A 23535-nucleotide genomic window follows, 5' to 3' on the forward strand; every position below is an offset into this window, starting at 1 on the left:
CCACGGCGTAGCGCGTCGCGGTCGTCAGCTGTAGACGTGCGGAGCGAGCACCGCGACGTCGCGCAGGTTGCGGTAGCGCTCGTCGTAGTCGAGGCCGTATCCGACGACGAAATCGGTCGGGATGTCGAACCCGACGTACTTGCAGTCGATGACGACCTTCGCGGCCTCGGGCTTGCGCAGGAGGGCGAGCACCTCGATCGACTCGGCTCCGCGGGATCCGAAGTTCTCCAGCAGCCAGCTGAGGGTCAGACCCGAATCGATGACGTCCTCGACGATGAGCACGTGCTTGCCGTTCAGGTCGGTGTCGAGGTCCTTGCGGATCTGCACGACACCGCTGGACTTGGTGCTCGCACCGTAGCTCGACACCGCCATCCAGTCCATCGGTGCGTGGAAGGGCAATGCCCTGGCGAAGTCGGCCATCACCATCACCGCGCCCTTGAGGACGCCGACGAGAACGAGGTCCTTGCCCGCATAATCCTCTGCGACCTGTGCCGCGAGTTCATCGAGCTTGGCGAGGATCTGCTCCTCTGTGACGAGAATGCTGGTGAGGTCGTCCTGGATTTCCGCGGCGCGCATGGATCGATTTTAGGCGACGCGATCGGATGCTCGGTCCCAGTGGGTCGGCCGGGAAGGCATCTCCCCCTCCCGCGCCATCCGCACTACTGTGAGCGGTGATGTGGGCGGACGCCCCGACGGAAGGATTCACCATGGCTCTTGACGACATCCTCAGGCAGGTGCCGATCGACGACATCGCCGAGAAGCTGGGCGTCTCGCGGGACGAGGCCAAGGTCGCTGTCGAGCAGGGCGGTGCGGTGCTGCTCGGCGGGCTCGCGCAGAATGCCAAGACTGACGAGGGCTCCGCCGCGATCCAGAACGCACTGAAGAAGCACGAGGGCAGCGCCGGCGCCGCGAAGGTCGACGACATCGATCAGGCCGACGGCGGCAAGATCGTCGCGCACATCCTTGGTTCGAAGGAGAAGGAGGTCACGAAGGAGCTCACCGAGTCGAAGGCGACCCCCGGCATCGACTTCGGCAAGCTGCTGCCGATCCTCGCTCCCATCGTGATGGGCCTCATCGCGAACGCGAGCAAGGACAAGGCCGCGAAGTCGGATGCCGGCGCGGAGAGCTCTGGAGGCATCGGCGACCTCATCGGAGGCATCCTCGGTGGCGGCGACAAGGGCGGCTCTGCCGGCGGCGGCATCGGTGACGTGATCGGCGGGCTGCTGGGCGGTGGCAGCAACGGCGCATCCGGCGGTGGCATCGACCTCGGAGGGATCCTCAGCGGCCTCTTCGGCGGCAAGAAGTAGAGCTTCCGCGCTGAGCGCGTTCCGTCTCGCGAAGACGCCACAGGCGCCCGGGACGAAACGCGCTCAGCGACCGGATGCCGTGAAGACGATGCGGCCGCCCTGTCGCACGACCGAGCACTCGGGGAGGTCGATCGGTCCCTGGCCGCTCCAGTCGGTCACCAGTCGCGCGACCTCGATGGTCTGCACCCGCGTCAAGCTCACCCCGAACTCGCTGTCGACGACGAGGCGGATGATCCTGTTGCGCAGCGCCGCCGGGTTCGCGGCGAGCGCCGCCACGCTGACCGAGATCCCCGCCTCCGCGTGCTCGACGATGTCCTCGATGGTCTCGTGGATCATCTCGTCGAACGCCTCCGCGTCCTCCCGCAGCTGCTCTGCTGTGCGGGCGAGGGCCTCGGCGATGCCGGGACCGAGCTCGGCCTCGATCACGGGGAGCACGCGCTCGCGCACCCGGACCCTCGCGTAGCGGCCATCGATGTTGTGCGGGTCATCCCAGGGGTCGAGGGCCGATGCCGCGCAGAATGCCCGCGTCGTCTCCCGGCGCACCCCGAGCAAGGGGCGTACCCACCGCACGCCGTCGTCGTCCTCCCGCACCGGCGCCATCCCCTGCAGGCTCGCGGCGCCGGAGCCCCGGGCGAGTCCGAGGAGCACTGTCTCCGCCTGGTCGTCGAGGGTGTGCCCGAGCAGCACCGCGGCGGCACCGACATCGATGGCCGCATCGCGAAGAACGCCGTAGCGGGCATCGCGAGCAGCGGCTTCGGGCCCTCCCTCGCCCGCGACGTCGACGCGCACGATCAGGGGGTCGAGGCCCAGCTCGGCTGCCGTACGTGCTGCGCCGGAGGCGACCTCCGCGGAATCGTCCTGCAGGCCGTGATCGACCGTCAACGACGCCGCACGGATACCGAGCTTGGGTGCTTCGAAGGCGGTGGCCGCGGCGAGCGCGAGCGAGTCCGCGCCTCCGGAGAGGGCGACGATGACCATCGATCCTTCGGGGAGTTCGGCGAGCGCGGTACGCACGGCGAGGCGGATCTCGGCGATGGCGGGAGGAAGTGACGGCACCCGTCCACGCTAGGGCACTCCCCTGCTCGGCGCTCCTCCGATCCGCGCGCGCACGACGGTGCGGCGCTGTGGCGGGGCTATCCTGACGCCGTGACCGACAACACGCGTGCACGTCCGTTCCGGACCGAGAGGTTCAAGGCATTCGTCGACGCCGTCGTGGCGATCGCCATGACACTGCTCATCCTGCCCCTCATGGAGTCGGTCTCCGAGGCCGCATCCGGCCACACGAGCACGGCCGAGTTCCTGGACGAGCATTCGGGGCAGCTGCTGAGCTTCGGGCTGAGCTTCCTCCTCATCGCCACGTTCTGGATGGGGCACCACCGCCAGTACCGGGACGTGGAGCGGATCACCGGACCACTGCTGTGGATCAACGTGGCGTGGATGGCCACGATCGTCTGGCTGCCGGTCCCCACCGCGATGATCGGCCAGATGGACACCGACGCGCTGCAGGCCGTGGTGTACATCGGCACGCTGATCATGACCCAGGTCACCACCCTCGCCGGCTGGCTCTATCTGGCGCGTCATCCCGAACTCGGCGAGGTGTCGACCGAGACCATCCGGTTGGGGGCGATCGGCGACCTCGCGGCGATCATCCTGTTCGCCGCCGCACTCGTCATCGCGGTCGCCGCCTCGCCGAACGGATACGCCGGTCTCTTCCTGCTGCTCCTGAGCGACCCGATGAGCCGACTGCTGAATCGTCTGTTCCGCAGACGATCGAATGACGACGACGTGCCGACCGTCGACGCAGGGTCCTGAGCACGCCGGGTCCTGAGCACGCCGGCCCCCGGGCGCGCGAGCGCCGCGGGTAGGCTAGTCCGCGGCATCCAACCGAACTTTTCCTGAGGAGCACACGCATGGGCGCACACGACGCCGTCATCGAGATTCCGCGCGGCAGCCGCGTGAAGTACGAGGTCGACCACGAGACCGGACGAGTGCACCTCGACCGCGTGCTCTACACGACTTTCGGCTACCCGGCCGACTACGGCTACTTCGACAACACCCTCGGCGAGGACGGCGACCCGCTCGACGTGCTCGTGCTGCTCGACCACGCCATCTACCCCGGTGTCGTCGTCGAGGTCCGTCCCGTGGCCGTGCTGAAGATGAGCGATGAGGCCGGCGGAGACGACAAGCTCGTCGCCGTGCTCTCGAAAGACCCGCGCTGGGCGCACATCCAGGACATCGACGACATCGCCGAGTACACGAAGAAGGAGATCTCGCACTTCTTCGAGCACTACAAGGACCTCGAGCCCAACAAGTGGGTGAAGGTCGACGAGTGGGGCAACGCCGCCGAGGCGCAGCGCATCCTCGACGAGGCCATCGTCCGCTTCGGCGAGCAGGGCCACTGACCCTCCGCCTGCACGAAGAAGACCCCCGGTTCCGCTCAGCGGCCGGGGGTCTTCTTCGTGCAGAGGTGAGAGCTGGTCAGGCGGAGACTCCGCGTGCCCCGAGGAAGGCCACGGGGTTCACGGGGCCACCGTTGACGTAGACCTCGAAGTGCAGGTGGCAACCGAACGAGCGGCCCGTGTTCCCCGCGTAGGCGATGACCTGACCGGAACTGACGCTCTGCCCCCTGCGGACGAGGATGCCGCCGTCACGGATGTGGGCATAACCGGTTCCGACACCGCCGCCGTGCTGGATGCGGATGTAGTTGCCATAGCCGTCGTTGGGGCCCGCGTAGTCGACCGTGCCCGAATTCGCAGCGTAGATAGGCGAGCCGCAGCCGTTGGCGAAGTCGGTGCCGTAGTGGAACGACGAGGAGCAGCCCTGAGAGCCGCACTGCACGGAACGGGGTCCGTATCCCGAACTCTTTCCTCCGCCGTGCGGGCGGCACCAGCCACCGCTGCCCTGGCTTCCGCCACCGCCACCGCCACCACCCGCAGCTGCTGCGGCCGCAGCCGCTGCGCGCTCGGCGGCTTCGCGTTCGCGACGAGCCTTCGCCTCGGCTTCGACACCGGCCTGGTAGCCGGCGACCGTCTGGGTGGTCGCGTCCTTGAGAGCGGCGAGCTGCGCCTGCATCGTGGCGAGGTTGGCCGACTGCTCGTCCAGAGCGGCCTGAGCCGCATCCGCCGCCTGCTGAGCCGCGACCATCTTCTCTTCGGCGACCTTCTGCAACCGGTCGCGCTCGTTCCGCGCGACGACGGCCTGATCGCTGAGAGACTGCGCGGAGTTGCGCGCCGCGACAGCCTTGTCGTAGACCGACTGGTTGTACTCGAGGAGCTTGTCCATCGTGCCCAGGCGCGCGAGCAGCTCATCGGCGTTGCTCGCCGACCCGGCGAAGAACAGCTCCATCGACGTGTCGTCGCCGCCGTTGCGGTAGAGCTGGGCGGCCACCTGGCCCGCCTTGCGCGCCGAGCTGTCGGCTACCCCCGCCTGTTCGTCGGCCTTCGCCTGCATGGAGTCGGCCTCGGTGGCCGCAGCGAAGTAAGCCTGCTGCGCGTCGTAGAACTCCTGGGACGCGACCTTGGCCGCGGCCTGGGTCTCGGCCACCTTCTGCGTGAGCGACTGGATCAGTCCCTCGATGCGCGAGACCTCCGCGGCCTTGGCCGCTTCATTGCTCTTCGCGCGCTGCACGTCGTCCCAGCTCGGGTACGTGGCGGCATAGGCGGCGGAGACGCCGTTGGTGATGCCGAACGCGCTCAGCGCGACGACGCCGAGCGCGCCGATGCCGAGGGCTCCACGACGGCTGATGCCGTTCTTGCCAAACGCACGGCGTTCGGTCGGGCTGGGCGCGCAGCCGCAGTCCTCGGACGCCGCAGCAACTGCAGCGTCCAGCGTGATCTTGTCGTTCACACGGCCCCTTCCGCCGGTTTCACAGTTGCCACACTAACAACAACCTTCACATCCGCACCAGGGGGCATGGCGGCGTCTTCGTCCACTCCCGACACGTCGATCGTGCCCCCGGAACACGCCCGGGTTGCGGCGCCGCGCCCTCGATTCGCGATTTGCCCGAAACATCCCTTATGCTTGAGCGTCGGCAAGGAAGTCCCCCGGGACTGACTCGGCCCCATCGTTTAGCGGCCTAGGACGCCGCCCTTTCACGGCGGTAGCACGGGTTCGAATCCCGTTGGGGTCACACCTTCCGATATAATTGAAAACAAGTATGGCCCTGTAGCGCAGTTGGTTAGCGTGCCGCCCTGTCACGGCGGAGGTCGCGGGTTCAAGTCCCGTCAGGGTCGCTCCGTGCGATGAGCTCTTTCTTCGGAGAGGGCTCTTCGTCTAGGACGCGACAGGTTCGCCGGTCGCGCGGCTCTGTAGCTCAGTTGGTAGAGCGTTCGACTGAAAATCGAAAGGTCACCGGATCGATGCCGGTCGGAGCCACACGGCTGATCATTACAATCAGCCCAGAAACCCTCGCCTAGCTTCTACATGGCGGGGGTTTTGCTTTGCCCCGGTGAGGCACGGTTCTGCGCCGCTCCCTGGGGGTGTTCCGGCCCGGCCGCCGAGCGATCGGCACATCCCGACGCTGCGTCCCGACCGGAGGACGCGGTTGCTCAGAGCGCGTCCTTCGCCTTCCGGGCGCGGTCCAGAGCATCTGCAGCGGCTCCCGCCCGCGCTGCCGCGTCGGTGTGACCCCGCTCCGCCTCCGGAATCTCACGCTCGACCTCGACGAGGTCGATGCGAGCTCGAGCCAATTGGGCCTCGAGCTCGGACACATGCTCGGTGAGCACGTCCCGGCGGGCCCGCAGTTCCGTCCACGCCGCCTCTCGCTGTGTCAGCTCGCGTTCGGCGGATGCCTGTTCCTTCTCCGCCGAAGCGATCGCGCGCTCGGCCTCCCGTCGTGCGCGACGGGCCTGCAGTTCGTCCGCTGGCGGCGCAGAGGCAGAGATGAGTTCGGGCACGTCCCCCGCCACGGCGTCGCGGATGTCGCTCGGCGTCGCTGACGGGTCCAGAGCACGTGACAGTCGTCCGGAGGCGACGGCCGCGGCCGCTGCCGGGTCGTAGAAGGCCGCAGAGATGCTCTGCTCGACCGCCTCGAGCGTGGAGGCGGTGACGCGCTCTCCCCTCGCCGCGGCCAACTCGCCTGCGGCTTGGGCGAGCTTCCTCGTCAGCGCGCGACGCTCTCGGCCGAGTTTCGCCAGTGCCGAGGCGTCGAGATCATCCTGTGCCTCGCGAAGCTCTCGCGCCAGCTCCAATGCCTCCCCGAGCTGACCAGCCCGCTCCTGCGCGAACACGTTCACCACCCAGGCCGCGATCGACGGCTTCCGCAGGGCGAGGATCCGTGGAGCGAGCTCCGCATCGACCTCTGCGGCTCGAGCCTTGCGCGATGACACGAACGCATCCGGACGGCCGGAGTACAGCCCGGCCGCGATCTCCTCGAACGTGGTGCCGACCATGCGCCCACGATACGCCGCGTCACTCGAGGTCGAGGTGCTCCGCCCAGTCGGCACCGACTTTGTTGTTCTGGCCGAAGGTGCCGTTGCCGAGACCGGGATAGAAATACAGCTCGCCAGCGGACGTCCTTCCCAGAAGATCCGCACGACCGTCGCCGTCGTAGTCGACGCCGCCGGTAACGGCGGTGAATTCCATCCACCCCCCGCCGACGCGTCGCCACTGGCCGAACCCATACGAGAATCCGGGATAAAAATAGAGATGTCCATCGTCGCCGACCGCCATCAGGTCGCCTCGGCCATCGTTGTCGAAGTCGCCGCCGACGAGGAAGTGGAATCCGCCCCAGCCGCCCGATGACAGTGTGAGGTGCGATGACCCGAACCCTCCCGCTCCGTTGCCCTGGTAGATGGTCAGGAACCCGGTCGCCGAGACGCCTATCAGGTCCTGCTTCCCATCACCGGTGTAGTCGGCCCCGGAAGTCACATGCAGCAACTCGTACCAGCCACCACCGATATCCGCCCGTGCGGCGAAAGTCCCGTTCCCGAGCCCCGCGTAGAACTCGAGTGTGCCGTCGGATCGGGCCGCGAGCATGTCCCCCTTGCCGTCGCCGTTGAAGTCGCTGTGGGTGATGTGCCTCCGAATCCCACCCCACCCGCTGGCCACCGTGGTGGGGGACTGGAATCCCCCGGTTCCGCTGCCTGCGCGAAGCCGGAGATCCCCGTTTCCCGCAATGATGAGAAGGTCTGCCTTCTTGTCACCCGTGTAATCTGCGGACGACGGCGCAGGCACCGCGCCCGTGCCCAGACCAGGAACATGCAAGGGGAGCAGGCCTCCGCGTGTGATGTTCGAGAGGCAGGTGAAGCCGTCGTTGATCGCGGTGTACACCGCTCCGTTCAGACGCAGCTCGAAGTGCAGGTGGTAGGCCGGCGAGTTCCCGGTGTTGCCCACGACACCGATCTGCTGTCCGCGCTCCACCCTGGTCCCCGGCGCATACGTACCGGGCGATGCCATGTGCGCGTAGCGCGTGACGTAACCGCCCGGGTGCTCGACGTCGGTGTAGTTCCCGTATCCGCTGTTCACCGTTCGCGACTTGATGACTCCGCTGTATGCGGCGAGGATCGGCGTGCCACCCGCGCCGGAGATATCGATGCCGTCATGCGCGCGATAGTTTCCGCGACAGCCATCCCCGACCTTCGACTGGATGTTTCCCGAAGCAGGGTAGACCATCTGGCCGTCGGTGGCCGCCGTCGCCGGAGCGCCCGCTGCGAGTGAGGACACAAGCGCCCCGGTCACCAGCACGAGCACGGTGGCGATCCCGATGCGGCCAAGACGCAGGCGGGACACACCCTTCATCTCGAAGTTCCTCTTGCTCGACGGCCCCAGGGGCGCGATGCCCACCGTCGTCACCGTAGCAGGGCACGGCGTTCCCTCGCCGAGCGCGGCCGGGACTCCCTCACATCCGCCCCAGGAGTGCTCACCCCACGCTCACAGCAGGTCGTACTCGCCGCCGTACGGCACCGCGCTGTCGCCGGTGTCGCGCGCGTCGAACTCCACCGTCTCGACCGAGATCACGACCTGGGTCGCCGCGGTGATGAGCACGCTGACCGATCGATTGCCCACCACGACGAATTCGACGAACCCTCCTCCGGCGCGCATCGCCTCTTCCATGCGCCCTCTCAGCTCGGCGACGTCCTGACCCTGGGCCAGGAAGAATTCCGATTCGTTGAGCGCAATCCGCGTCCGCGCCATCGTCTGCACCTTGCCCTCCACTCGTTGTCACTCCGCTGTCGTCATGCTGCGACGGTATCGAGGGGATCACCTCTCGCAGAGGGGGTTGCGCACAGACCTCAGAAGAGGCAGTACGCGCGCGGTGTAGCGTGCTCTCATGGGCAGACTGCGCTACGACGGGACTTCCGATCCGATCCTCATCGAGGACGCGACGCTGGCGCACCTGAAGATCGTCATCTCGACGAAGCTCCGCCGCCAGGAGAGCTTCATGATGACGTGGCGACCCGTCACCGACGGCGTCGACAAGCGCGCCACCGTCTGGATCCACCCGGCGATCCCACTCCAGTTCGGGTACGACGCGGCGGAGCAGCCGCCCATCGACCCCCGGCTGATCGCGGAGATGATGCAGGCCCTCAACGCCTCGGGCGAGCTGGTCCTCGACCACCTGGTCACCCCCGTCTGACGTCGCTCCCCGACCGCACCGGAGCGCACGCGCATCCGGATACGCTGTGCCCGTGGACCCCGCCCCCTACCTCCTTCTCGGCCTGCCGATCCTCGCGTTGATCGTCGGCGGCCCGCTCCTGAGGAAACGCTTCAGCCGGGGTGCCTCCGAAGCCGGTGCGAGAGCGGGGAAGCAGTTCGCCTCGGACCGGCTCGACACAGCCCTCGGCGTGCTCGGCACCACGCTGGTGATCCAGGCGCCCGAAGGTCGAGCTCGCGAGATCGTGGCGTCGGCGATGGTGGAGAAGGAGCGGGAGTACGTCATCCGCGATGACGGCGCCTACGGCATCCGGTTCGTCGAGCCGGACGACACCGTCGTACGCCTCATCCCCGTCGCCGAAGGCACCCGGCTGCAGATCGAGACGTTCCGTGAGTACTTCGGTTTTCCGCAGACGGTGCAGCCCTGGGTCGATCTGCGGGAGCGCATCGCGTCCGCGGCACGAGCCCAGGGGATCTCGGTCGCCGACGGACCACCTGTCCGGTACACACGCGGCGACCCTCTCGACGACCGGAACGCGCGCTGGATGCGCGACACGTGACCTGCCCGGCACCGCGATCTCCGTCTCCGCCCGCGGGAGCAGAAGACGGGCGCGCAACTCACAGCCGACGCAACTAGGCTGGGGAGCGCGCCCTGCCCGCCGGGCTCCGCCGGGTCATGGTGGTGGCGTGCGCCCTGACGACCTCCTCCGGTCCACACGGTCCCGACTGTCGGGACGGAGCCGCCGCTCCCGGTGTGACCACGCCAGAAAGGCTAGAACCATGAGCGAATCCCCCGGAACCGCCGACCGCGATGGCGAGCGCTCCCCGGACTTCTTCGATCAGCTGATCGAGACCACCCCGCGCGACCAGCAGGGCGCCTTCACCGTCGGCTTCCGCGGCTATGACAAGGCAGAGGTCGACGCCGCGCTGGCGACCCTTCGCAATCAGCTCAAGCAGGCCGCCGCCGACGTCGCCGAGGCGCAGGCCCGTGAAGAGGATGCCGTCGAAGCCGTGCGTGAAGAGGAGCGCAAGGCCCGTGAGGCCCTCGAAAGTGAGCTGACTGCCGCCAAGGTCAAGGCGTCGGACGCCGAGCAGCAGGTCGCGACGCTGACGTCCGAGCTCGTCGATGCCCCGCAGCCCGACGGGGAAGAGGCACCGTCCCGTCAGCAGTTCGAGGCGATCCTGCGGGTCGCCGAAGAGCAGGCGAACGTCCTCATCCAGAACGCGGCGGTGCAGGCCGACCGCCTGATGACCTCCGCCCGTGAGGAGGTGGCCGCGCAGCGTGCCGAAGCCGAGGCCGACGCCGAGCGGATCACCGCCCAGGCGCAGCGCGATGCCGACCAGGTGCGCCTGAAGATGGACACCGAGTACACGGCACACGAAGCGCGCATCGAGCGCGAAGCCGCACACGCAGCGGAGAAGGTGAACCAGGCGGCGCAGGAGGCCACGGCGATCCGCACGGAAGCCGAGAAGGGCGCGGCCGCGCTGCGCTCCCTCGTCACGCGCGAGACCACCCAGCTGCGTGCCGACGCCGAGCGCGACGTCCGCGACATGAACGCGCGCGTGCTGGAATTCGAGGAGACCCTCACCCGCCGTCAAGACGACGCGCAGCAGGAGTTCCTCGTGCTGCACAATCAGGCTGTGGCCCACGCCGAGCGCATCACCAATGACGCGAACGAGCAGGTCACCGCATCGCTCGAGCATGCCCAGCGCATCTCGGCACGCGCCGAGGACTACGAGCGTCTGACCCGCTCGCAGGCGCAGGCGATCGAGGCCGAAGCCCAGGTCCGTGCGCGCGAGACCCTCGAGCGCGCTCGCGCGAAGGCGCAGAAGATCGTCGACTCGGTCACCGGCCACACCACGGCGGTACTGCACGACGCAGAGGACCGCACCCGTCAGCTGCGGTGGCAGCAGCAGCAGCTGTCGAGCTTCATGGCCGAGGTGCGCGAGCTGATCCGCCCCGACGGCATCTTCTCCGACGAGGCACTGCCGACGGAGCTCACCGGAGCGGATGCACCCGTCACCGCAGCGCCTGCCGAGGTCGCCGACCAGGTCGCCGCAGCCGAGACGCCGGAGGAGACCTTCCTCGGTGACGAGGTGCTCGAAGACGAGCTCGACGACGATCGCCCTCTCGAGAAGATCACGATCGACGTGGTGGAGACCAAGAAGAAGTCCTCCAAGTAGACGCACACACGACAGAGGCGCGAGCAGGAATTCCTGCTCGCGCCTCTGTCGTCCCCGGGCTGATCAGGGCCCGGTGAGATCGGGCGGGGGCTATGCCCGGCCGAACTGTGCGACTGCCGGGCAGTCGAAGGGATCGGCGCCGGCAGACAGTCCGACGCGGTTCAGGTACTCGATCACGATCATGTACGAGCGGCCGAGGCTGGTCTCCGTGTACGGCACGTCATTCGCCGCGCAGTAGTCGCGCACGATCTCGCGCGCCTTCGCCAGGTGCGGTCGCGGCATGCTCGGGAAGAGGTGGTGCTCCACCTGGTAGTTCAGCCCGCCCATGAGCCAGGTCGTCCACCATCCGCCGCTGATGTTGCGGGAGGTGCGCACCTGCTTGGTGAAGAAGTCGAGACGGGCGCCGGGCTCGATGATCGGCATGCCCTTGTGGTTCGGCGCGAACGCGGCGCCCATGTAGACGCCGAACACCGCGAACTGCACGCCCATGAAGGCGAAGGCCATTCCGAGCGGGAGCATCATGAACACGGGCACCAGGATGAGGGCGAACCGCAGCGCGATGATGCCGAGCTCGGTCCAGCGTCCCTTGACGTTCTTCGTCGTCGTGAGGTACTTCAGCCCGAGGAAGTGGAGGTTCAGCCCCTCGAGCGTCAGGAGCGGGAAGAACAGCCACCCCTGCTTGCGGGTGATCAGTTTGATCAGGCCCTTCGCCTTCGCGGCGTCTTCTTCGAGGAACGAGATCGTGTCGACCTCGATGTCGGGGTCCTTGCCGACCTGGTTCGGGTTGCCGTGGTGCTTGGTGTGCTTCGAATCCCACCAGGAGTAGCTCATGCCGATGCTGGCGATCACGATGCGGGCGAGCTTGAAGTTCGCCGGCCCCGTGGAGAGGATCTGACGGTGGGCGGCTTCGTGGCCGAGGAACGCGATCTGCGTGAGGACGATGCCGAGGCCCGCGGCGATGAGCAACTGGAACCAGCTGTCACCGAGCAGGATGAAGCCGGTGATGAGGCCGCCGAGCGCCACAGCGATACCGGTGGCCACGAAGATGTAGAACCACTGGGTGCGCTGAAGCAGCCCGGTCTCCTTGACGACCTGCGAAACCTGCTTGTACGCCTTCGCCATGGGAGGGAAGTCCGCGTTGCCGGAATATGTCTGACGAATCGGACCCAGCGTTGCCGCGGTCGGTTCGATCTGTGTGATGGAGATGATCTTCTCCTGACGATCGGAGCCCTTGAGCTGTGAAAGCCCAAGGCAGCTGCCCAACGCTTACCTCACAGTAGCCCTAGCTCTATACGCGTCAGGGAATACATCGGAACCTCTCGCCGAGCCCCCAGTCACGGGCGGGCGTGCAGGGGTTCCCGCCACGCTCAGGCGCGAGCGCGGCGGGTCCGGCGACGCCAGGCGCGCGGCACGATCGTCGGGAAGACGGATCCGCGCCGCTCGGAACGGACCGCGTCTTCGAGCGCGCGGAAGGCGTCGTCGAGCGTGTCGAAGACGCCGAGCTCGGCGCCGTGGTTGTCGCGCACGAGGTGCGCAGTGCCATCGAACTCGACGAAGCCGGCGAACTCGCCGTCGCGCGTCGCGACGTGCACATCGGTGTCGGCCTGCTTCCAGGTCAACGGGTCGGACGGGGGAAAGGTGGTGGTGCTCATGGTGATGCTCATTGCTGTGTGGCGGACACGCGTGGGCGCTCCGCAAGATGTGAGACCGAGGGCGGATTCCGCACGCATCGATGTGCGCGGTCCGTAATGGCCCTGATCAGTGGCGACGTGGCGGCCGAGAGGGGCGATGCACACACGCTGCACGAAAACTATAGCAGATCGATGCCACGGGCCTCTCATCGCCGTTCGCTGCTCAGTTCGACGGCGGCTGTCCCCCACCGCCGGGACCACCCTGCCCTCCGCTCGTCGCCGGAGCAGTCGCGGTGTTGACACCCACCACGAGGGTGCCCGCATACCCATCCCGCACGCTTCCGGTGACCGCGGCCAGCTGCAGCGCAGCGGAATCGTCACCGAAGACGTTGTCGCTCGCCAACGTGATCTGCGCGAGGTTCCTCGCGGATCCGTCGTAAGCGGCCTCGGCGTAGACATCCGTGCATGCCGCCTCGGGGAGCGCCAGCTGCGACGTGGCGATGGCCGCGGTCGAATCGGTGATCGACCCGACGTCCGGATACACCTCGAAGTGGATGTGGGGCCAGCGCCCCGAGTAGCATCCCGGGAACACCGAGGTGAACGAGACCCTGCCGTCCGCATCCGCCACCTGCACGCCGCGCAGGTACGTCACGTCCTCCAGGCCGGAGGAGTACATCGAGTACCCACCCTGCGCCGTGCAGTGCCACGCGTACACCGCGACTCCGGCGAAGGGCACTCCCCCGTTCGCGAGATCGAGCACCTGCAACTCGAACGTGAGCGGAACGCCGTCTGCCGTCGCCCCGCCGTCGATCGACGACCGGATGTCCTGACGGACGATCCCCGCGTCCTCCAGCACGTCGGGGCCGTTCGAGCCGTCGCCGGGGTAGGGGCCCGCCGTCTCGTCGGGGATCTCACCTACGCCCGCGACATCGCCGCTGGAAGTCCCCGCGGTCGCGCTCGGCGTGGCGGCGCGCGTCGATCCGCCCGATGCCGCCGGCGCGCAGGCCGCGAGGACGACGGCGCCGAGCCCGATCCCCGCGAGTCCGAGCACCCCGCGCCGGCTCAGCAGCGTACGGATGTCGAAGGCTGCCCCCTGATCGACCACCTCCTCGTCCGCACGGTCGAGCAGACGCCCCTCGTAGGCGGGACCGTCAGGGGTCTGGGTGGGTTCCGGGATGCTCATGATCTGTCTCCTCGTCGACGGTCGTCTGGTGCGTGTCCCCCAGCGTGGCGGAGCTTCCGATCAGAACCCTCTGCCGGCGCTATGCCCTGTCTATGCGCGTGGGGTCCATGCGCGTGGACTCCACGGGAGGATGAAGCACCAGCACCACCACGACCACGACAAGGACGAGCGCGGTGAGGGTGACGGGGATGGGCAGCACCGGATCGAGCAGCACCAGCAGGGCGCCGAGAGGAACGACCGTGTTCACCACGCGATCGGCGTTCTGGCGGATCGCGATCCACCAGATGCCCACGAGGAAGATCGCGATCGGGATCGTCACCGTGAACGAGGCCGCGAGGTTCGACAGGTGGCTCTTGCCGGTCAGCACGTCGATCTCGACCTCGATCCCGGCCGAGAAGGCCGCCGCGGCGGCGAAGACGAAATAGTGCGTATAGCCGTAGCGCAGCGAGCGGCCGAAGCTCGTGATCGCACGGTGATGCGGGGGCCAGAAATAGATCCACCACAACGACGCCGTGACCACGAGCGTGAGGACGGAGATCGCGATCAGCGGGCCGAGACTCTCGACCTCGTGAAGCGCATCGATGATGGCGTTCGCGGATGCGAGAAGGCTCTCACCGAGCACGATCAACGTGAACAGCCCGTAGCGCTCGGTGATGTGGTGCGGATGCCACGGCGTCTGCCTCCGGTATTCGGCGAACACCGGAACACTGATCTCGATCAGGGCGAAGACCACGAAGGCGGCGAACTGCAGCGGTCCCGCCGGGATCAGGAGGAACAGGATCCACAGCACCTGGACCGCGGCGATGCCGAACGCGTACCGGCGCGTCGCCGAACGCAGTTCACCGGCCGATCGTGACGCTCGCAGCCATTGCGCCACCATCGCCACCATCGCCACCCGCATCACGACATACCCGAGTACCGGGATGGTGAAGTCGCTCTCGTTGAACGCCGCGGGGATGCCGGCGGCGAAGACGAGGACTCCTCCCATCTGCACGAACGTCGTGACGCGATAGAGCCAGTCATCGGTGTCGAACGACGTGGCGAACCAGGTGAAGTTCATCCAGGCCCACCAGATCGCGAAGAACAGCATCGCGTAGGAGGTGACCCCGTGCAGGAAATCCCCTTCGCTGAGGGCATGGTGCAGCTGTGCGGAGGCGATGCTCACCGCTACGACGAAGACCAGATCGAAGAAGAGTTCGAGCGGGCTCGCGGTGCGATGCGGCTGAGAAGGGTCGCGCGGCAGCATCGTTCGGAGCTGGAAGCGTGGAGTGTCGGTGTTCGCGGTCACCGCGACAGGATAGCCCCCGACCAGGCGCTCCTCGCCGCCCCCGTTCGTCCATTCACCAGAATTACCTTCCCGTGGCGACGATGTTCCGCTACAGTGGATCAGGTCTGCAGTGCCTGCTGTCAGCGCTCACCGTGTGGGACGGTGAGAACGCACTCCGTGATGTGGGAATCACGGAGAGTTTCAGCAGGACCCGAGGGGTCGGGACGCAGACGAATGCCGTGAACGTGGGGTTCATGGTCTGGGGAAACTGGGGAAACACATGTCGCACTGGGGATTTTTGCGTACATTCACGGCTCACGAGGCCTCGGCATGACTTCCGTCGAGGATGCTCTGAGCATCGCTCGGACGGGCTTCGTGCCGGTCGCGGCTCCGCGAGCTGCCAAGTCGGTGACGCGCACGGTGGTCACACCGCGTGCTTCGGCGACTCTGGAAAGACGCCGTCAGTGGGAGCGTCGCTATCGGATGCGTCTGCGGACGACGGATGCAGCTGTCATCCTGTTCGCGCTCGGTCTGACGGCAGCGGTCCAGCTGGCCTCCGGCGTCTCCGGGCTCGAGGTCATGCGCGACGGCATTCCGCTCGCCGCGCTGTGGTACCTCATGCTCAGCGCGATGCACACGCGGGACGCCGCGTTGTTCCGCGCTAGTGCCACCGAGTATCGGGGCGTCGTGCACGCCTCGGGACTCGCCTTCGGGATCATCGCCATCGTGGCGGTCCTGCTCGCATGGAAGTCGATGCAACTGACGCTGCTGCTGGGGCTGCCCGTCGGTGTGCTGACTCTTCTGGTGACCAGGTGGCTGTGGCGCCACTGGCTGCAGAAGCAGCGCTCCCAGGGGAGGTTCGCCTCCCGCACTCTCGTCGTCGGCAACAGGGACGACGTGGAGTATGTGGTCCGGACGCTGCACCCGATCGGCGCATCCGGCTACAAGGTGGTCGGCGCGACGCTGCTCGACGGCAACGCGCGCGACATCGTGATCGACGACACGAGGTTCCCGGTTCTGGGGAACGTGAACTCCGTGTCGTCGGTCGCGGCCGAAGTCGGTGCAGACACGATCATCGTGGCGAGCCGCCCCGAGGGTGAGCCCGAGTTCGTCAAGCAGCTGAGCTGGCAGCTCGAAGGGACCGCTGCCGAGCTCGTGCTGTCCAGCCGACTCACCGATGTGGCGGGTCCCCGCATCTCCTTCGCCCCGGTGGAGGGCCTGCCACTGATCCAGGTGCAGATCCCCACCTACGAAGGCGGCCAGCACCTCCTGAAGCGTGCACTGGACGTCGCCGTGGCGACGCTGGCGCTGATCCCGATCGGTCTGCTGGCTCCCGTGCTCGCCGTGCTCATCAAGCTGGACTCCCCCGGTCCGGTCTTCTTCTTCCAGGAGCGCGTCGGCCGTGACGGTCGCCGCTTCAGGATGGTCAAGTTCCGCTCGATGAAGACGGATGCCGAGCAGCAGCTCGCCGCCCTCAAGGAACAGAACCAGGGCGCCGGGCTCCTCTTCAAGATGAAGGACGACCCGCGCGTCACCCGTGTCGGCAAGGTTCTGCGCAAACTCTCTCTCGATGAGCTGCCGCAGTTCTGGAACGTCCTCATCGGCGACATGAGTGTGGTCGGGCCGCGCCCGCCGCTGCCCAGCGAGGTCACCGACTACGACGGCACCGTCTTCCGGCGCCTCTACATCAAGCCCGGCATCACCGGTCTGTGGCAGGTCTCCGGGCGAAGCGACCTCTCCTGGGATGAGAGCGTCCGCCTCGACCTGCGGTACGTCGAGAACTGGTCCGTGATGAACGACCTGCAGATCATGTGGCGTACCGCCAAGGTCATGGTGCAGCCCAGCGGGGCATACTGATCGGATGAGCAATTCGAACCGCCTCACCATCGCGATGGTGGGGACCCGAGGAGTGCCCGCGGCCTACGGCGGTTTCGAAACCGCCATCGAAGAGGTCGGACGCCGACTCGCGGACCGCGGACACGATGTCGTCGTGTACACCCGCGGCTCCGAGCGGCGTGAGAAGGAGTACCTCGGCATGAGGGTCGTGCATCTTCCTGCCGTCCCCGTGAAGCAGATCGAGACGCTGAGCCACACCGGGCTGTCGGCGTTGCACCTCGTGTTCCGCCGGCGTCCCGACGCGACGTTCGTCTTCAACGCGGCCAACTCGCCGTTCCTGCCCCTCTTCCGGCTGCGTCGTGCACCGGTCGCGCTGCACATGGACGGTCTCGAATGGCGACGCTCCAAATGGGGGCCACGAGGCAAGGCCTACTACCGCTGGGCCGAGCAGTTCGGGGTACGCACGGCAGACGCTCTGATCGCCGATGCGCCGGGGATCGCCGACTATTACCGGCACCAGTTCGATGTGCCCACCGAACTCATCCGCTACGGCGCCCCCATCCTCGACGAGCTTCCCGAACGCAGCGTGGCCGAGATGGGGCTCAGCACGAAGGGCTATCACCTCGTCGTGGCGCGGTTCGAGCCGGAGAATCACGTGCTGGAGATCGTGGAGGGCTACCGCGACAGCGACGCGAAGCTCCCTCTCGTGGTCGTGGGCTCCGCGCCGTACAGCGCGGGATACACCCAGGAGATACAGCGCGTGGCCGATGGCGACGAACGGATCCGCCTCGTCGGTGGCGTGTACGACCAGGAACTGCTCGACGCACTGTACGCGAATGCGCTCACCTACGTACACGGACATTCCGTGGGCGGGACCAATCCCTCGCTCCTTCGGGCCATGGGGGCCGGGACCGCCGTGATCGGCTTCGACGTTCCCTTCAACCGCGAAGTACTCGACGGCAACGGGTGGTTCTTCGCCGACGCCGCCGATGTCGCTGCGCACGTCGTGGCGGCCGAGGCCGATCCGGCGTTCGCCGCGGCACGGGGCACGGCGGTGCGGGAGATCGCCCGCACCCGGTTCCGCTGGGACGACGTCGCGGACGAGTACGAAACGCTCGCGCATCGGATCGCCGAGCGTGCGACCATCCACCCATCGGCGCGACGAGCACGTCGCCGACAGACGGACTGGGCCCCCGCTCCCGCCGCGGCGGACGCCGGAGCGGACGGCTCATGAGCGGCAACGGAGGGCAGCGCACCGTCCTGCTCGTGCATCCGGGTGCCGAGCTGTTCGGTTCCGACCGCATGCTTCTGGAGAGCGCGATCGGCCTGGTCGAGTCCGGGGCGCGCGTCGTCGTCGCCCTTCCGAGCTCCGGGCTCCTCGTGAAGGAACTGCGTGCTGCCGGGGTCGAGGTCGTCATCGTCCCGATGCTCGTGCTGCGCAAGGTCCTCCTGACGCCCCGAGGGCTGCCCAAACTCTTCCGTGACACCTTCCGTGGCCTCGGTGCCGCGTGGCGCCTGCTCGGCCACCTACGCCCGGACGTCGTCTACGTGTCGACGATCATCATCCCCGAATGGCCGCTGATCGCCCGGCTGCGGGGCATCCGAACGGTGAGCCACGTCCATGAGGCCGAGGCTTCGGGAAACCGGCTCGTCAACGGCATCCTCTACTCCCCACACCTGGCCTCCCACCGCACCCTGGTGAACAGCCGATTCAGTCTGGACACGATCCACGCCGCGCTGCCCGCCCTCGCCCGGCGCTCACACGTCGTCTACAACGGCGTCGCCTCTCCCCCGCATCCGGTATCGCCCCGCCCCCACACCGACGGGCCGCTCCGTGTGCTCTACATCGGACGTCTCTCCCCTCGCAAGGGGCCCGATCTCGTGATCGAGGCGGCTTCCCGACTGCACGCCGCCGGACGCGCTGTGGACGTGACCCTTCTCGGCGCGGTCTTCGAAGGCTACGAGTGGTTCGAGGCCGAGTTGCGGGCACAGGCAGCCGATGCCGGGGTCTCCGTCGACTTCGCCGGGTTCCACACCGACATCTGGCCGTTCCTGGAGAAGACCGATGTGCTCCTCGTCCCCTCGCGGATCGACGAGCCCTTCGGGAACACCGCCGTCGAGGGGATCCTCGCCCTGCGCCCCGTGATCGCCAGCGACAGCAGCGGTCTTCGGGAAGCAGCAGGCGGCTACGGCACTGCGCAGCTCGTCACCGCGGGCGACCCCGACTCCATCGCAACGGCCCTGACCGATATCGACACCCGCTGGGACGAGATGGTCTCGAGCGTCGCGGACAGCCGCGCAGAGGCACTCCGTCGACACGCTCCCGCTGTCTATCGCTCGAGCATCACAGCGCACGTCCTGCGCTGACGGCCGCCGACACACTGTCTCCGGCGTCGATCCGCCCGGATCGGACTACACCGGGTCGAGATCTCCGACCGTCAGCCGCTTCTTGTTCCGGACGATGTAGATCGAGAACGGGATCAGCTGGCAGACGACGAGCGCGAAGGCGACGCCGATCAACGGTCCCGCGATCCCCAGCACCGGGGTCAGCACGAACGAGAGCGTGATGCCGACGGCGGCCATGCTCAGCGTGGGGATCACCTGGAAGCGGATTCCCGGCTTGTCCATGATGAACATGCCCAGGGGGTACACCGCCGCGGTCATCATGATCATCAGACCGAACGCGAAGATCGTGCTCGGCCGCACGGTGAGCTCACCCTGCGTGATGAAGCCGAACAGCCACGGACCGACGAGCCACACCATCACGGTCGCGACGGCGATGGCGGACGCGAACAGGACCGACAGCAGGAACGGTCCGCGCCGGAGATCGCCGTCGTGGCGACTCTTCGCGAAATGGGGCCAGAGCGCGAGACCACCCGCCATCACCAGTCCGTTGAGCGCGAAGAAGACCTGTCCCGCCACTCCGTACTCCGCCACATCGGTGGGACCACCGAGCTGGGCGATCACGTACCGCTGGGAACCCACGGCGATGGGATAGGTCACCATCTGCGCCAGCATCGGCCACCCCACGTCCATCACCCGGACTCCCGGATACCGCCGAGGGCGCAGGACCATCCGCGCAGCCGCGGGAATCAGGGGGGACGTCGTGCGCGCCGTGATGAGGATGCCGAGCAGCGAGACGATGAAGGAGGCCGCGAAAGAGGCGATGGCGACGAAGGAGTGAAGGTTCTCACCGCCGAACGTCAGCATCAGCCAGACACCGGTCATGGTCAGGGGTGAGATCAGGCCCTGGAGGAGGATGACGATGTGGTTGCGGCGCTGCCCCAGCATGATCCGCGCCCAGACCCCGAGGGGGATGCCGAGGCAGAAGATGGTGACGCAGTAGAACGCGGCCAGCGAAGCGCCGGGGCGACCGCCTGCTTCGCCGAACACCAGCTCCCAGGCTCCGGTGAGCACGAGGATCGTGTTGATCGCCATCGCCGTCGCCGCGAACATCAGCAGAACGCGGCCGACCGATGTGAGCTGATATCGCAGCTTCTCGTCTGTACGCACGTTCTCGCTCGTCGCGACCGCGTTGACCAGAACCGCCCCGCTGCCGAGGTCGGTGAACGTGAGCAGAGAGGGGATCGTCGTCAGCAGCGTGTACAGGGCGAAGCTGTCGACGCCGGCACCGCCGATGATCATCCGGGTCGTGAGGACGCCACAGACCAGCGCGATGACCATCGTCAGCGCACGCGCGCCGACGGCGAGAAGAGAGCCCATGCTTACATCGTCACCGGGGCAGGGCCCCCAGCGTCGTGCTGCTGCCGGGGAGTCGTGATACTGAGGCGATATCAGACGGCACCGGGACGGCAACTGAGCCCTGGGCGGCGGCGAACGGCGGAAGCAGCGCGAAGGAGCCATCGACGACCGGAGCACCCTCGATGAACTGCGAACGACGGTCCTGACCCGTCGTGGCCGTGAACCCGGCGAGCGTATCGCTCACGGCGGGGTCCCTGGAGACCGATCCCTTCGACCACGCGGAGAACCATCGGGGCGTCCCCGGCGATGTGCGCTGGTAGAGGTTCCCGTTGACGCTCGACACCATCTGGGACCCGGTGTACTGCATGGAGAAGTCCTGCACGCAGACCAGGCAGTTTCCGGCGCTCTCTGCCATGACGTTGTTCGACATCACGACGTTGCGCACGATCCAGGAGGCCTGCGGCGCGTACCGTGTGCGCGGGTCGTGGCCAGGCGTGTTCGGGTCGGACGCGCGTCGGGCATCCATCCCGATGCTGATGTTCCGGTTGCCGTTGCCGACGAAGGTGTTGTTCCAGATCTTCACATTGCCGGAATTGAGCACGAACAGCCCGAACTCGCCGTTTCGGGCGATGACATTGTCGGCCACCACGGCCCGCTCCGACAGTTCGACCATGACGCCGTGGCCGGTGTTGCCGATCACGTCGTTGCCTGTGAACGCGATGTCGAGCACCGATTCGTCGAACCACGGTCCTCGTCCGTCGTTGCCGGTGAATGCGCTGTCCGTCACCGTCACCCCGCGAGTCCGCGTGACCTTGAAGGCGCCGGAGACCGGGGAATCGTTGAAGTGCTCCATGTTGTTGCCCACCGAGAGCATCTGGGTCACTCTGAGCCCATCCGCCTGCGAAGCCCCTCCTCCGAGCAGGCCGTTCCCGATCAACGACACGCGGGTCAGCGTCGTCCCGGGGGCCCACGAGTAGAAGCCCGTCGTCGAGTTGTCGCGGATGGTCACGTCGGTGAGCGCGACGTTCGGGGCTGCCGCGATCACGGTGCCCATCTGCGGAACGCTGGTGGCGTAGCGGCGCACGCCGATTCCACGCACCTCGCTGCCTGCCGAGCGGATCGACAGAGCCTGCGTGAGCACGCTCGCCTCGACGGATGCGCCCGTGGGGTTCGTTCCGATCACCAGGCGCTTGGCCGCATCATCGACGAAGAAGGTGCCGTCCGAGACCTGCGATGCAGAGGCCACCTCCCGCAGCTGCACCCCGGCGACCCAGACCTGGTCGGGGTGTGCGGCCATCGGGTGGGCCGGATCGACGAAGCGCCACTCGGCCTGAGTGTTGTCCGGCGCCCCCTTGGTGTAGGTCGGACTGGCGTCGAGAGCCGTGTTCCAGCCCTCGACGACCCATGTGCGTCCCGAGGCCTTCCACCCCGTGACCGGCTTCGCACCGTCGAGCCAGACCGACTCGTTCGGTGCCGGTTGGATCGTGACCCGCTTCTGCGCGGGCACCACGATCTCCTCGTGGTAGGAACCGCCGCGCAGGACGATCGTCCCTCCGTTCGGAACGACGCGCAGCGCGGCAGCGACCGTCTTGACGGGCGAGTTCTTGGTTCCCGAGGCTCCGTCGACTCCCGAGGGAGAGACATAGACCGCCGTCGCCGGGGCGTCGTAGGCGAGCGTTCCGGGCGCATGGGCACCGGGAGTCCCGCGCACGCCCTCCGGCGTTCCCGGCGGCACCGGCTCGGGCTCGGGCACCGGTGTCGGAGTCGGCGTCGGCGTCGGAGTCGGCGTCGGCGTCGGACTCGGCGTAGGAGCCGGAGTCGGCGAGGCCGTCGGCTCGGGCGACGGGGATGGCGTCGGCTCCGGCGCAGGCGTGGGCTCCGGCGCAGGCGTGGGCTCCGGCGCAGGCGTGGGCTCCGGCGCAGGCGTCGGCTCCGGCGCAGGTGTCGGCTCCGGCGCAGGCGTCGGCTCCGGCGCAGGCGTGGGCTCGGTGGAAGGTTCCGGCACCGTGGTGGGAGTGGTGACTGAGACGTCGTCGATTCCGACCGGAACGGCGGTCCGAGCACCCGAAGACGTGTAGAGCGAGAAGGCATAGCCACCCGCCGCCTGGATCCGGTCAGCCGAATCGTCGGAGTACGTCACCTGCCAGTCAGTCGGCTCCGCAGCGCCCGATTCCCAGGCCTTGGCGCCCAACTCCACCGGGCTCGTGCCGGTGACGCTGAGTGCCACGGTCAGCGTGGTGTCGCCCGTCACCGTGAGGGGGAGTCTGCGTTCGCTGAGGTGCTGCACGCGCATGAGGTCCGTGAGACGCACGATCGACACATAGGCAGAGCCGTCGGGATGCACGCGCACACGCACCCCATAGGAGTCGGCACCGGACACGCGGACAGCCTGGGAGAGGTAGAGCGGCCCTCCCACCGGAAGCTCGGGGACGGTCAGCGAGAAGCGGCTGTCCACGTCGGTCGCGGCGACACCGTCGACGGTCGCTCGGGCGGTGATTCCGGGCTTACGGCTCGCGAGCAGGGCCTGCGCGCCTGTCACGCTCGCCGTTCCCTCCACGACGCGCCAGGGCCCCTCGGGCGACGAGCCCCATCCGGAGCCGACGGCGCGATCCATGTCATCGTCGATGACCGGGGTGTCCGCCGATGCCTGGGACTGTGCGAGAGTCACGGCGTCGTCGGCCAATGCCGACGACGGAACGGTTGTCAGCGCGGCAGTGAGCGCAAGGGTGGCCGTCAGTGCACCTGCGAGGAGCTTTCGAGAGCGTCGCCGAGGCGGAGTCGCGGACTCGCGTGATGCGAGATCGAGGAACGGAGTGGACACGATGTCACCGT

Annotated in this window: 21 protein-coding genes and 3 tRNA genes; 12 read left to right on the top strand and 12 right to left on the bottom strand. The window is 67.6% G+C overall.

Annotated elements, in window-relative coordinates:
• Window positions 1-24: 24 nt before the first annotated feature.
• Window positions 25-576: a hypoxanthine phosphoribosyltransferase gene (gene hpt, locus MicroSTF_RS17210; RefSeq protein ID WP_021198722.1), complete on the bottom strand. Its 552-nt coding sequence runs from the start codon at window positions 574-576 to the stop codon at window positions 25-27.
• 131 nt (window positions 577-707) lie between these two features.
• On the opposite strand from hpt, the gene MicroSTF_RS17215 reads away from it, so the two are divergent.
• Entirely contained in the window at window positions 708-1307 is a 600-nt protein-coding gene (locus MicroSTF_RS17215; protein WP_322957346.1) for a DUF937 domain-containing protein, read from the top strand.
• A gap of 63 nt (window positions 1308-1370) precedes the next feature.
• Here the strand turns inward: MicroSTF_RS17215 and tilS are convergent, their stop codons facing one another.
• Window positions 1371-2363: a tRNA lysidine(34) synthetase TilS gene (tilS, locus tag MicroSTF_RS17220; protein WP_322957348.1), complete on the bottom strand. Its 993-nt coding sequence runs from the start codon at window positions 2361-2363 to the stop codon at window positions 1371-1373.
• Between the two features lie 90 nt (window positions 2364-2453).
• Here tilS and MicroSTF_RS17225 point away from each other — a divergent pair, with 90 nt between their 5' ends.
• The gene (locus MicroSTF_RS17225; RefSeq protein ID WP_322957350.1) at window positions 2454-3119 is read left to right on the top strand and encodes a TMEM175 family protein; all 666 of its coding nucleotides are present in this window, start codon (window positions 2454-2456) and stop codon (window positions 3117-3119) included.
• A 98-nt stretch (window positions 3120-3217) separates the two neighbouring features.
• Window positions 3218-3709, top strand: a complete 492-nt coding sequence (locus MicroSTF_RS17230; protein WP_021198726.1) for an inorganic diphosphatase — start codon at window positions 3218-3220, stop codon at window positions 3707-3709.
• A 76-nt stretch (window positions 3710-3785) separates the two neighbouring features.
• Here the strand turns inward: MicroSTF_RS17230 and MicroSTF_RS17235 are convergent, their stop codons facing one another.
• On the bottom strand, window positions 3786-5153 hold the full coding sequence (locus MicroSTF_RS17235) for a M23 family metallopeptidase (protein ID WP_021198727.1): 1368 nt from the start codon (window positions 5151-5153) through the stop codon (window positions 3786-3788).
• A gap of 210 nt (window positions 5154-5363) precedes the next feature.
• Between MicroSTF_RS17235 and MicroSTF_RS17240 the strand changes: the two genes are divergently transcribed.
• The 3 genes from MicroSTF_RS17240 to MicroSTF_RS17250 all read left to right on the top strand — a co-directional run bounded on the left by MicroSTF_RS17240 (window position 5364) and on the right by MicroSTF_RS17250 (window position 5681).
• Window positions 5364-5436, top strand: a tRNA-Glu gene (locus tag MicroSTF_RS17240).
• 29 nt (window positions 5437-5465) lie between these two features.
• Window positions 5466-5539, top strand: a tRNA-Asp gene (locus tag MicroSTF_RS17245).
• A 69-nt stretch (window positions 5540-5608) separates the two neighbouring features.
• Window positions 5609-5681, top strand: a tRNA-Phe gene (locus MicroSTF_RS17250).
• Between the two features lie 173 nt (window positions 5682-5854).
• Here MicroSTF_RS17250 and MicroSTF_RS17255 read toward each other — a convergent pair.
• From MicroSTF_RS17255 to MicroSTF_RS17265, 3 genes are all read right to left on the bottom strand, one after another.
• Window positions 5855-6697: a hypothetical protein gene (locus MicroSTF_RS17255; protein ID WP_029259655.1), complete on the bottom strand. Its 843-nt coding sequence runs from the start codon at window positions 6695-6697 to the stop codon at window positions 5855-5857.
• Window positions 6698-6716: 19 nt separating this feature from the next.
• The gene (locus MicroSTF_RS17260) at window positions 6717-8090 is read right to left on the bottom strand and encodes an FG-GAP-like repeat-containing protein (RefSeq protein WP_029259654.1); all 1374 of its coding nucleotides are present in this window, start codon (window positions 8088-8090) and stop codon (window positions 6717-6719) included.
• A gap of 87 nt (window positions 8091-8177) precedes the next feature.
• A complete protein-coding gene (locus tag MicroSTF_RS17265; protein ID WP_208323594.1) occupies window positions 8178-8441 on the bottom strand; it encodes a hypothetical protein in 264 nt (87 codons plus the stop codon).
• Between the two features lie 136 nt (window positions 8442-8577).
• Between MicroSTF_RS17265 and MicroSTF_RS17270 the strand changes: the two genes are divergently transcribed.
• The 3 genes from MicroSTF_RS17270 to MicroSTF_RS17280 all read left to right on the top strand — a co-directional run bounded on the left by MicroSTF_RS17270 (window position 8578) and on the right by MicroSTF_RS17280 (window position 11084).
• Window positions 8578-8883 (top strand): hypothetical protein, encoded by a 306-nt coding sequence (locus MicroSTF_RS17270; protein ID WP_021198731.1) that lies wholly within the window; start codon window positions 8578-8580, stop codon window positions 8881-8883.
• A 52-nt stretch (window positions 8884-8935) separates the two neighbouring features.
• Window positions 8936-9460: a hypothetical protein gene (locus MicroSTF_RS17275; RefSeq protein ID WP_231479862.1), complete on the top strand. Its 525-nt coding sequence runs from the start codon at window positions 8936-8938 to the stop codon at window positions 9458-9460.
• Between the two features lie 220 nt (window positions 9461-9680).
• Entirely contained in the window at window positions 9681-11084 is a 1404-nt protein-coding gene (locus tag MicroSTF_RS17280) for a DivIVA domain-containing protein (protein WP_297556972.1), read from the top strand.
• 90 nt (window positions 11085-11174) lie between these two features.
• On the opposite strand, the gene MicroSTF_RS17285 is transcribed toward MicroSTF_RS17280, so the two are convergent.
• The 4 genes from MicroSTF_RS17285 to MicroSTF_RS17300 all read right to left on the bottom strand — a co-directional run bounded on the left by MicroSTF_RS17285 (window position 11175) and on the right by MicroSTF_RS17300 (window position 15144).
• Window positions 11175-12293: a fatty acid desaturase family protein gene (locus MicroSTF_RS17285; RefSeq protein ID WP_315073595.1), complete on the bottom strand. Its 1119-nt coding sequence runs from the start codon at window positions 12291-12293 to the stop codon at window positions 11175-11177.
• Between the two features lie 158 nt (window positions 12294-12451).
• Window positions 12452-12736 (bottom strand): hypothetical protein, encoded by a 285-nt coding sequence (locus MicroSTF_RS17290; protein WP_136025275.1) that lies wholly within the window; start codon window positions 12734-12736, stop codon window positions 12452-12454.
• 202 nt (window positions 12737-12938) lie between these two features.
• Window positions 12939-13898 (bottom strand): intradiol ring-cleavage dioxygenase, encoded by a 960-nt coding sequence (locus MicroSTF_RS17295; RefSeq protein ID WP_322957358.1) that lies wholly within the window; start codon window positions 13896-13898, stop codon window positions 12939-12941.
• 79 nt (window positions 13899-13977) lie between these two features.
• Entirely contained in the window at window positions 13978-15144 is a 1167-nt protein-coding gene (locus MicroSTF_RS17300; RefSeq protein ID WP_322957815.1) for a low temperature requirement protein A, read from the bottom strand.
• A 351-nt stretch (window positions 15145-15495) separates the two neighbouring features.
• On the opposite strand from MicroSTF_RS17300, the gene MicroSTF_RS17305 reads away from it, so the two are divergent.
• The 3 genes from MicroSTF_RS17305 to MicroSTF_RS17315 are packed head-to-tail and all read left to right on the top strand — an operon-like array spanning window position 15496 to window position 19368.
• Complete coding sequence (locus MicroSTF_RS17305) at window positions 15496-17022, top strand: sugar transferase (RefSeq protein WP_297556973.1); 1527 nt, start codon at window positions 15496-15498, stop codon at window positions 17020-17022.
• Window positions 17023-17026: 4 nt separating this feature from the next.
• On the top strand, window positions 17027-18235 hold the full coding sequence (locus tag MicroSTF_RS17310; RefSeq protein ID WP_315073569.1) for a glycosyltransferase: 1209 nt from the start codon (window positions 17027-17029) through the stop codon (window positions 18233-18235).
• Window positions 18232-19368, top strand: a complete 1137-nt coding sequence (locus MicroSTF_RS17315) for a glycosyltransferase (protein ID WP_322957362.1) — start codon at window positions 18232-18234, stop codon at window positions 19366-19368. The genes MicroSTF_RS17310 and MicroSTF_RS17315 overlap by 4 nt, the downstream gene beginning before the upstream one ends.
• Window positions 19369-19413: 45 nt before the next feature.
• On the opposite strand, the gene MicroSTF_RS17320 is transcribed toward MicroSTF_RS17315, so the two are convergent.
• Together MicroSTF_RS17320 and MicroSTF_RS17325 are read right to left on the bottom strand one after the other, a co-directional pair.
• Window positions 19414-20724: a hypothetical protein gene (locus MicroSTF_RS17320; RefSeq protein ID WP_021198741.1), complete on the bottom strand. Its 1311-nt coding sequence runs from the start codon at window positions 20722-20724 to the stop codon at window positions 19414-19416.
• Window positions 20725-20734: 10 nt separating this feature from the next.
• Complete coding sequence (locus tag MicroSTF_RS17325) at window positions 20735-23524, bottom strand: right-handed parallel beta-helix repeat-containing protein (RefSeq protein ID WP_322957366.1); 2790 nt, start codon at window positions 23522-23524, stop codon at window positions 20735-20737.
• Window positions 23525-23535: the final 11 nt, after the last annotated feature.

Source organism: Microbacterium sp. STF-2 (genome assembly GCF_034650155.1).
Lineage (GTDB): Bacteria > Actinomycetota > Actinomycetes > Actinomycetales > Microbacteriaceae > Microbacterium > Microbacterium maritypicum_A.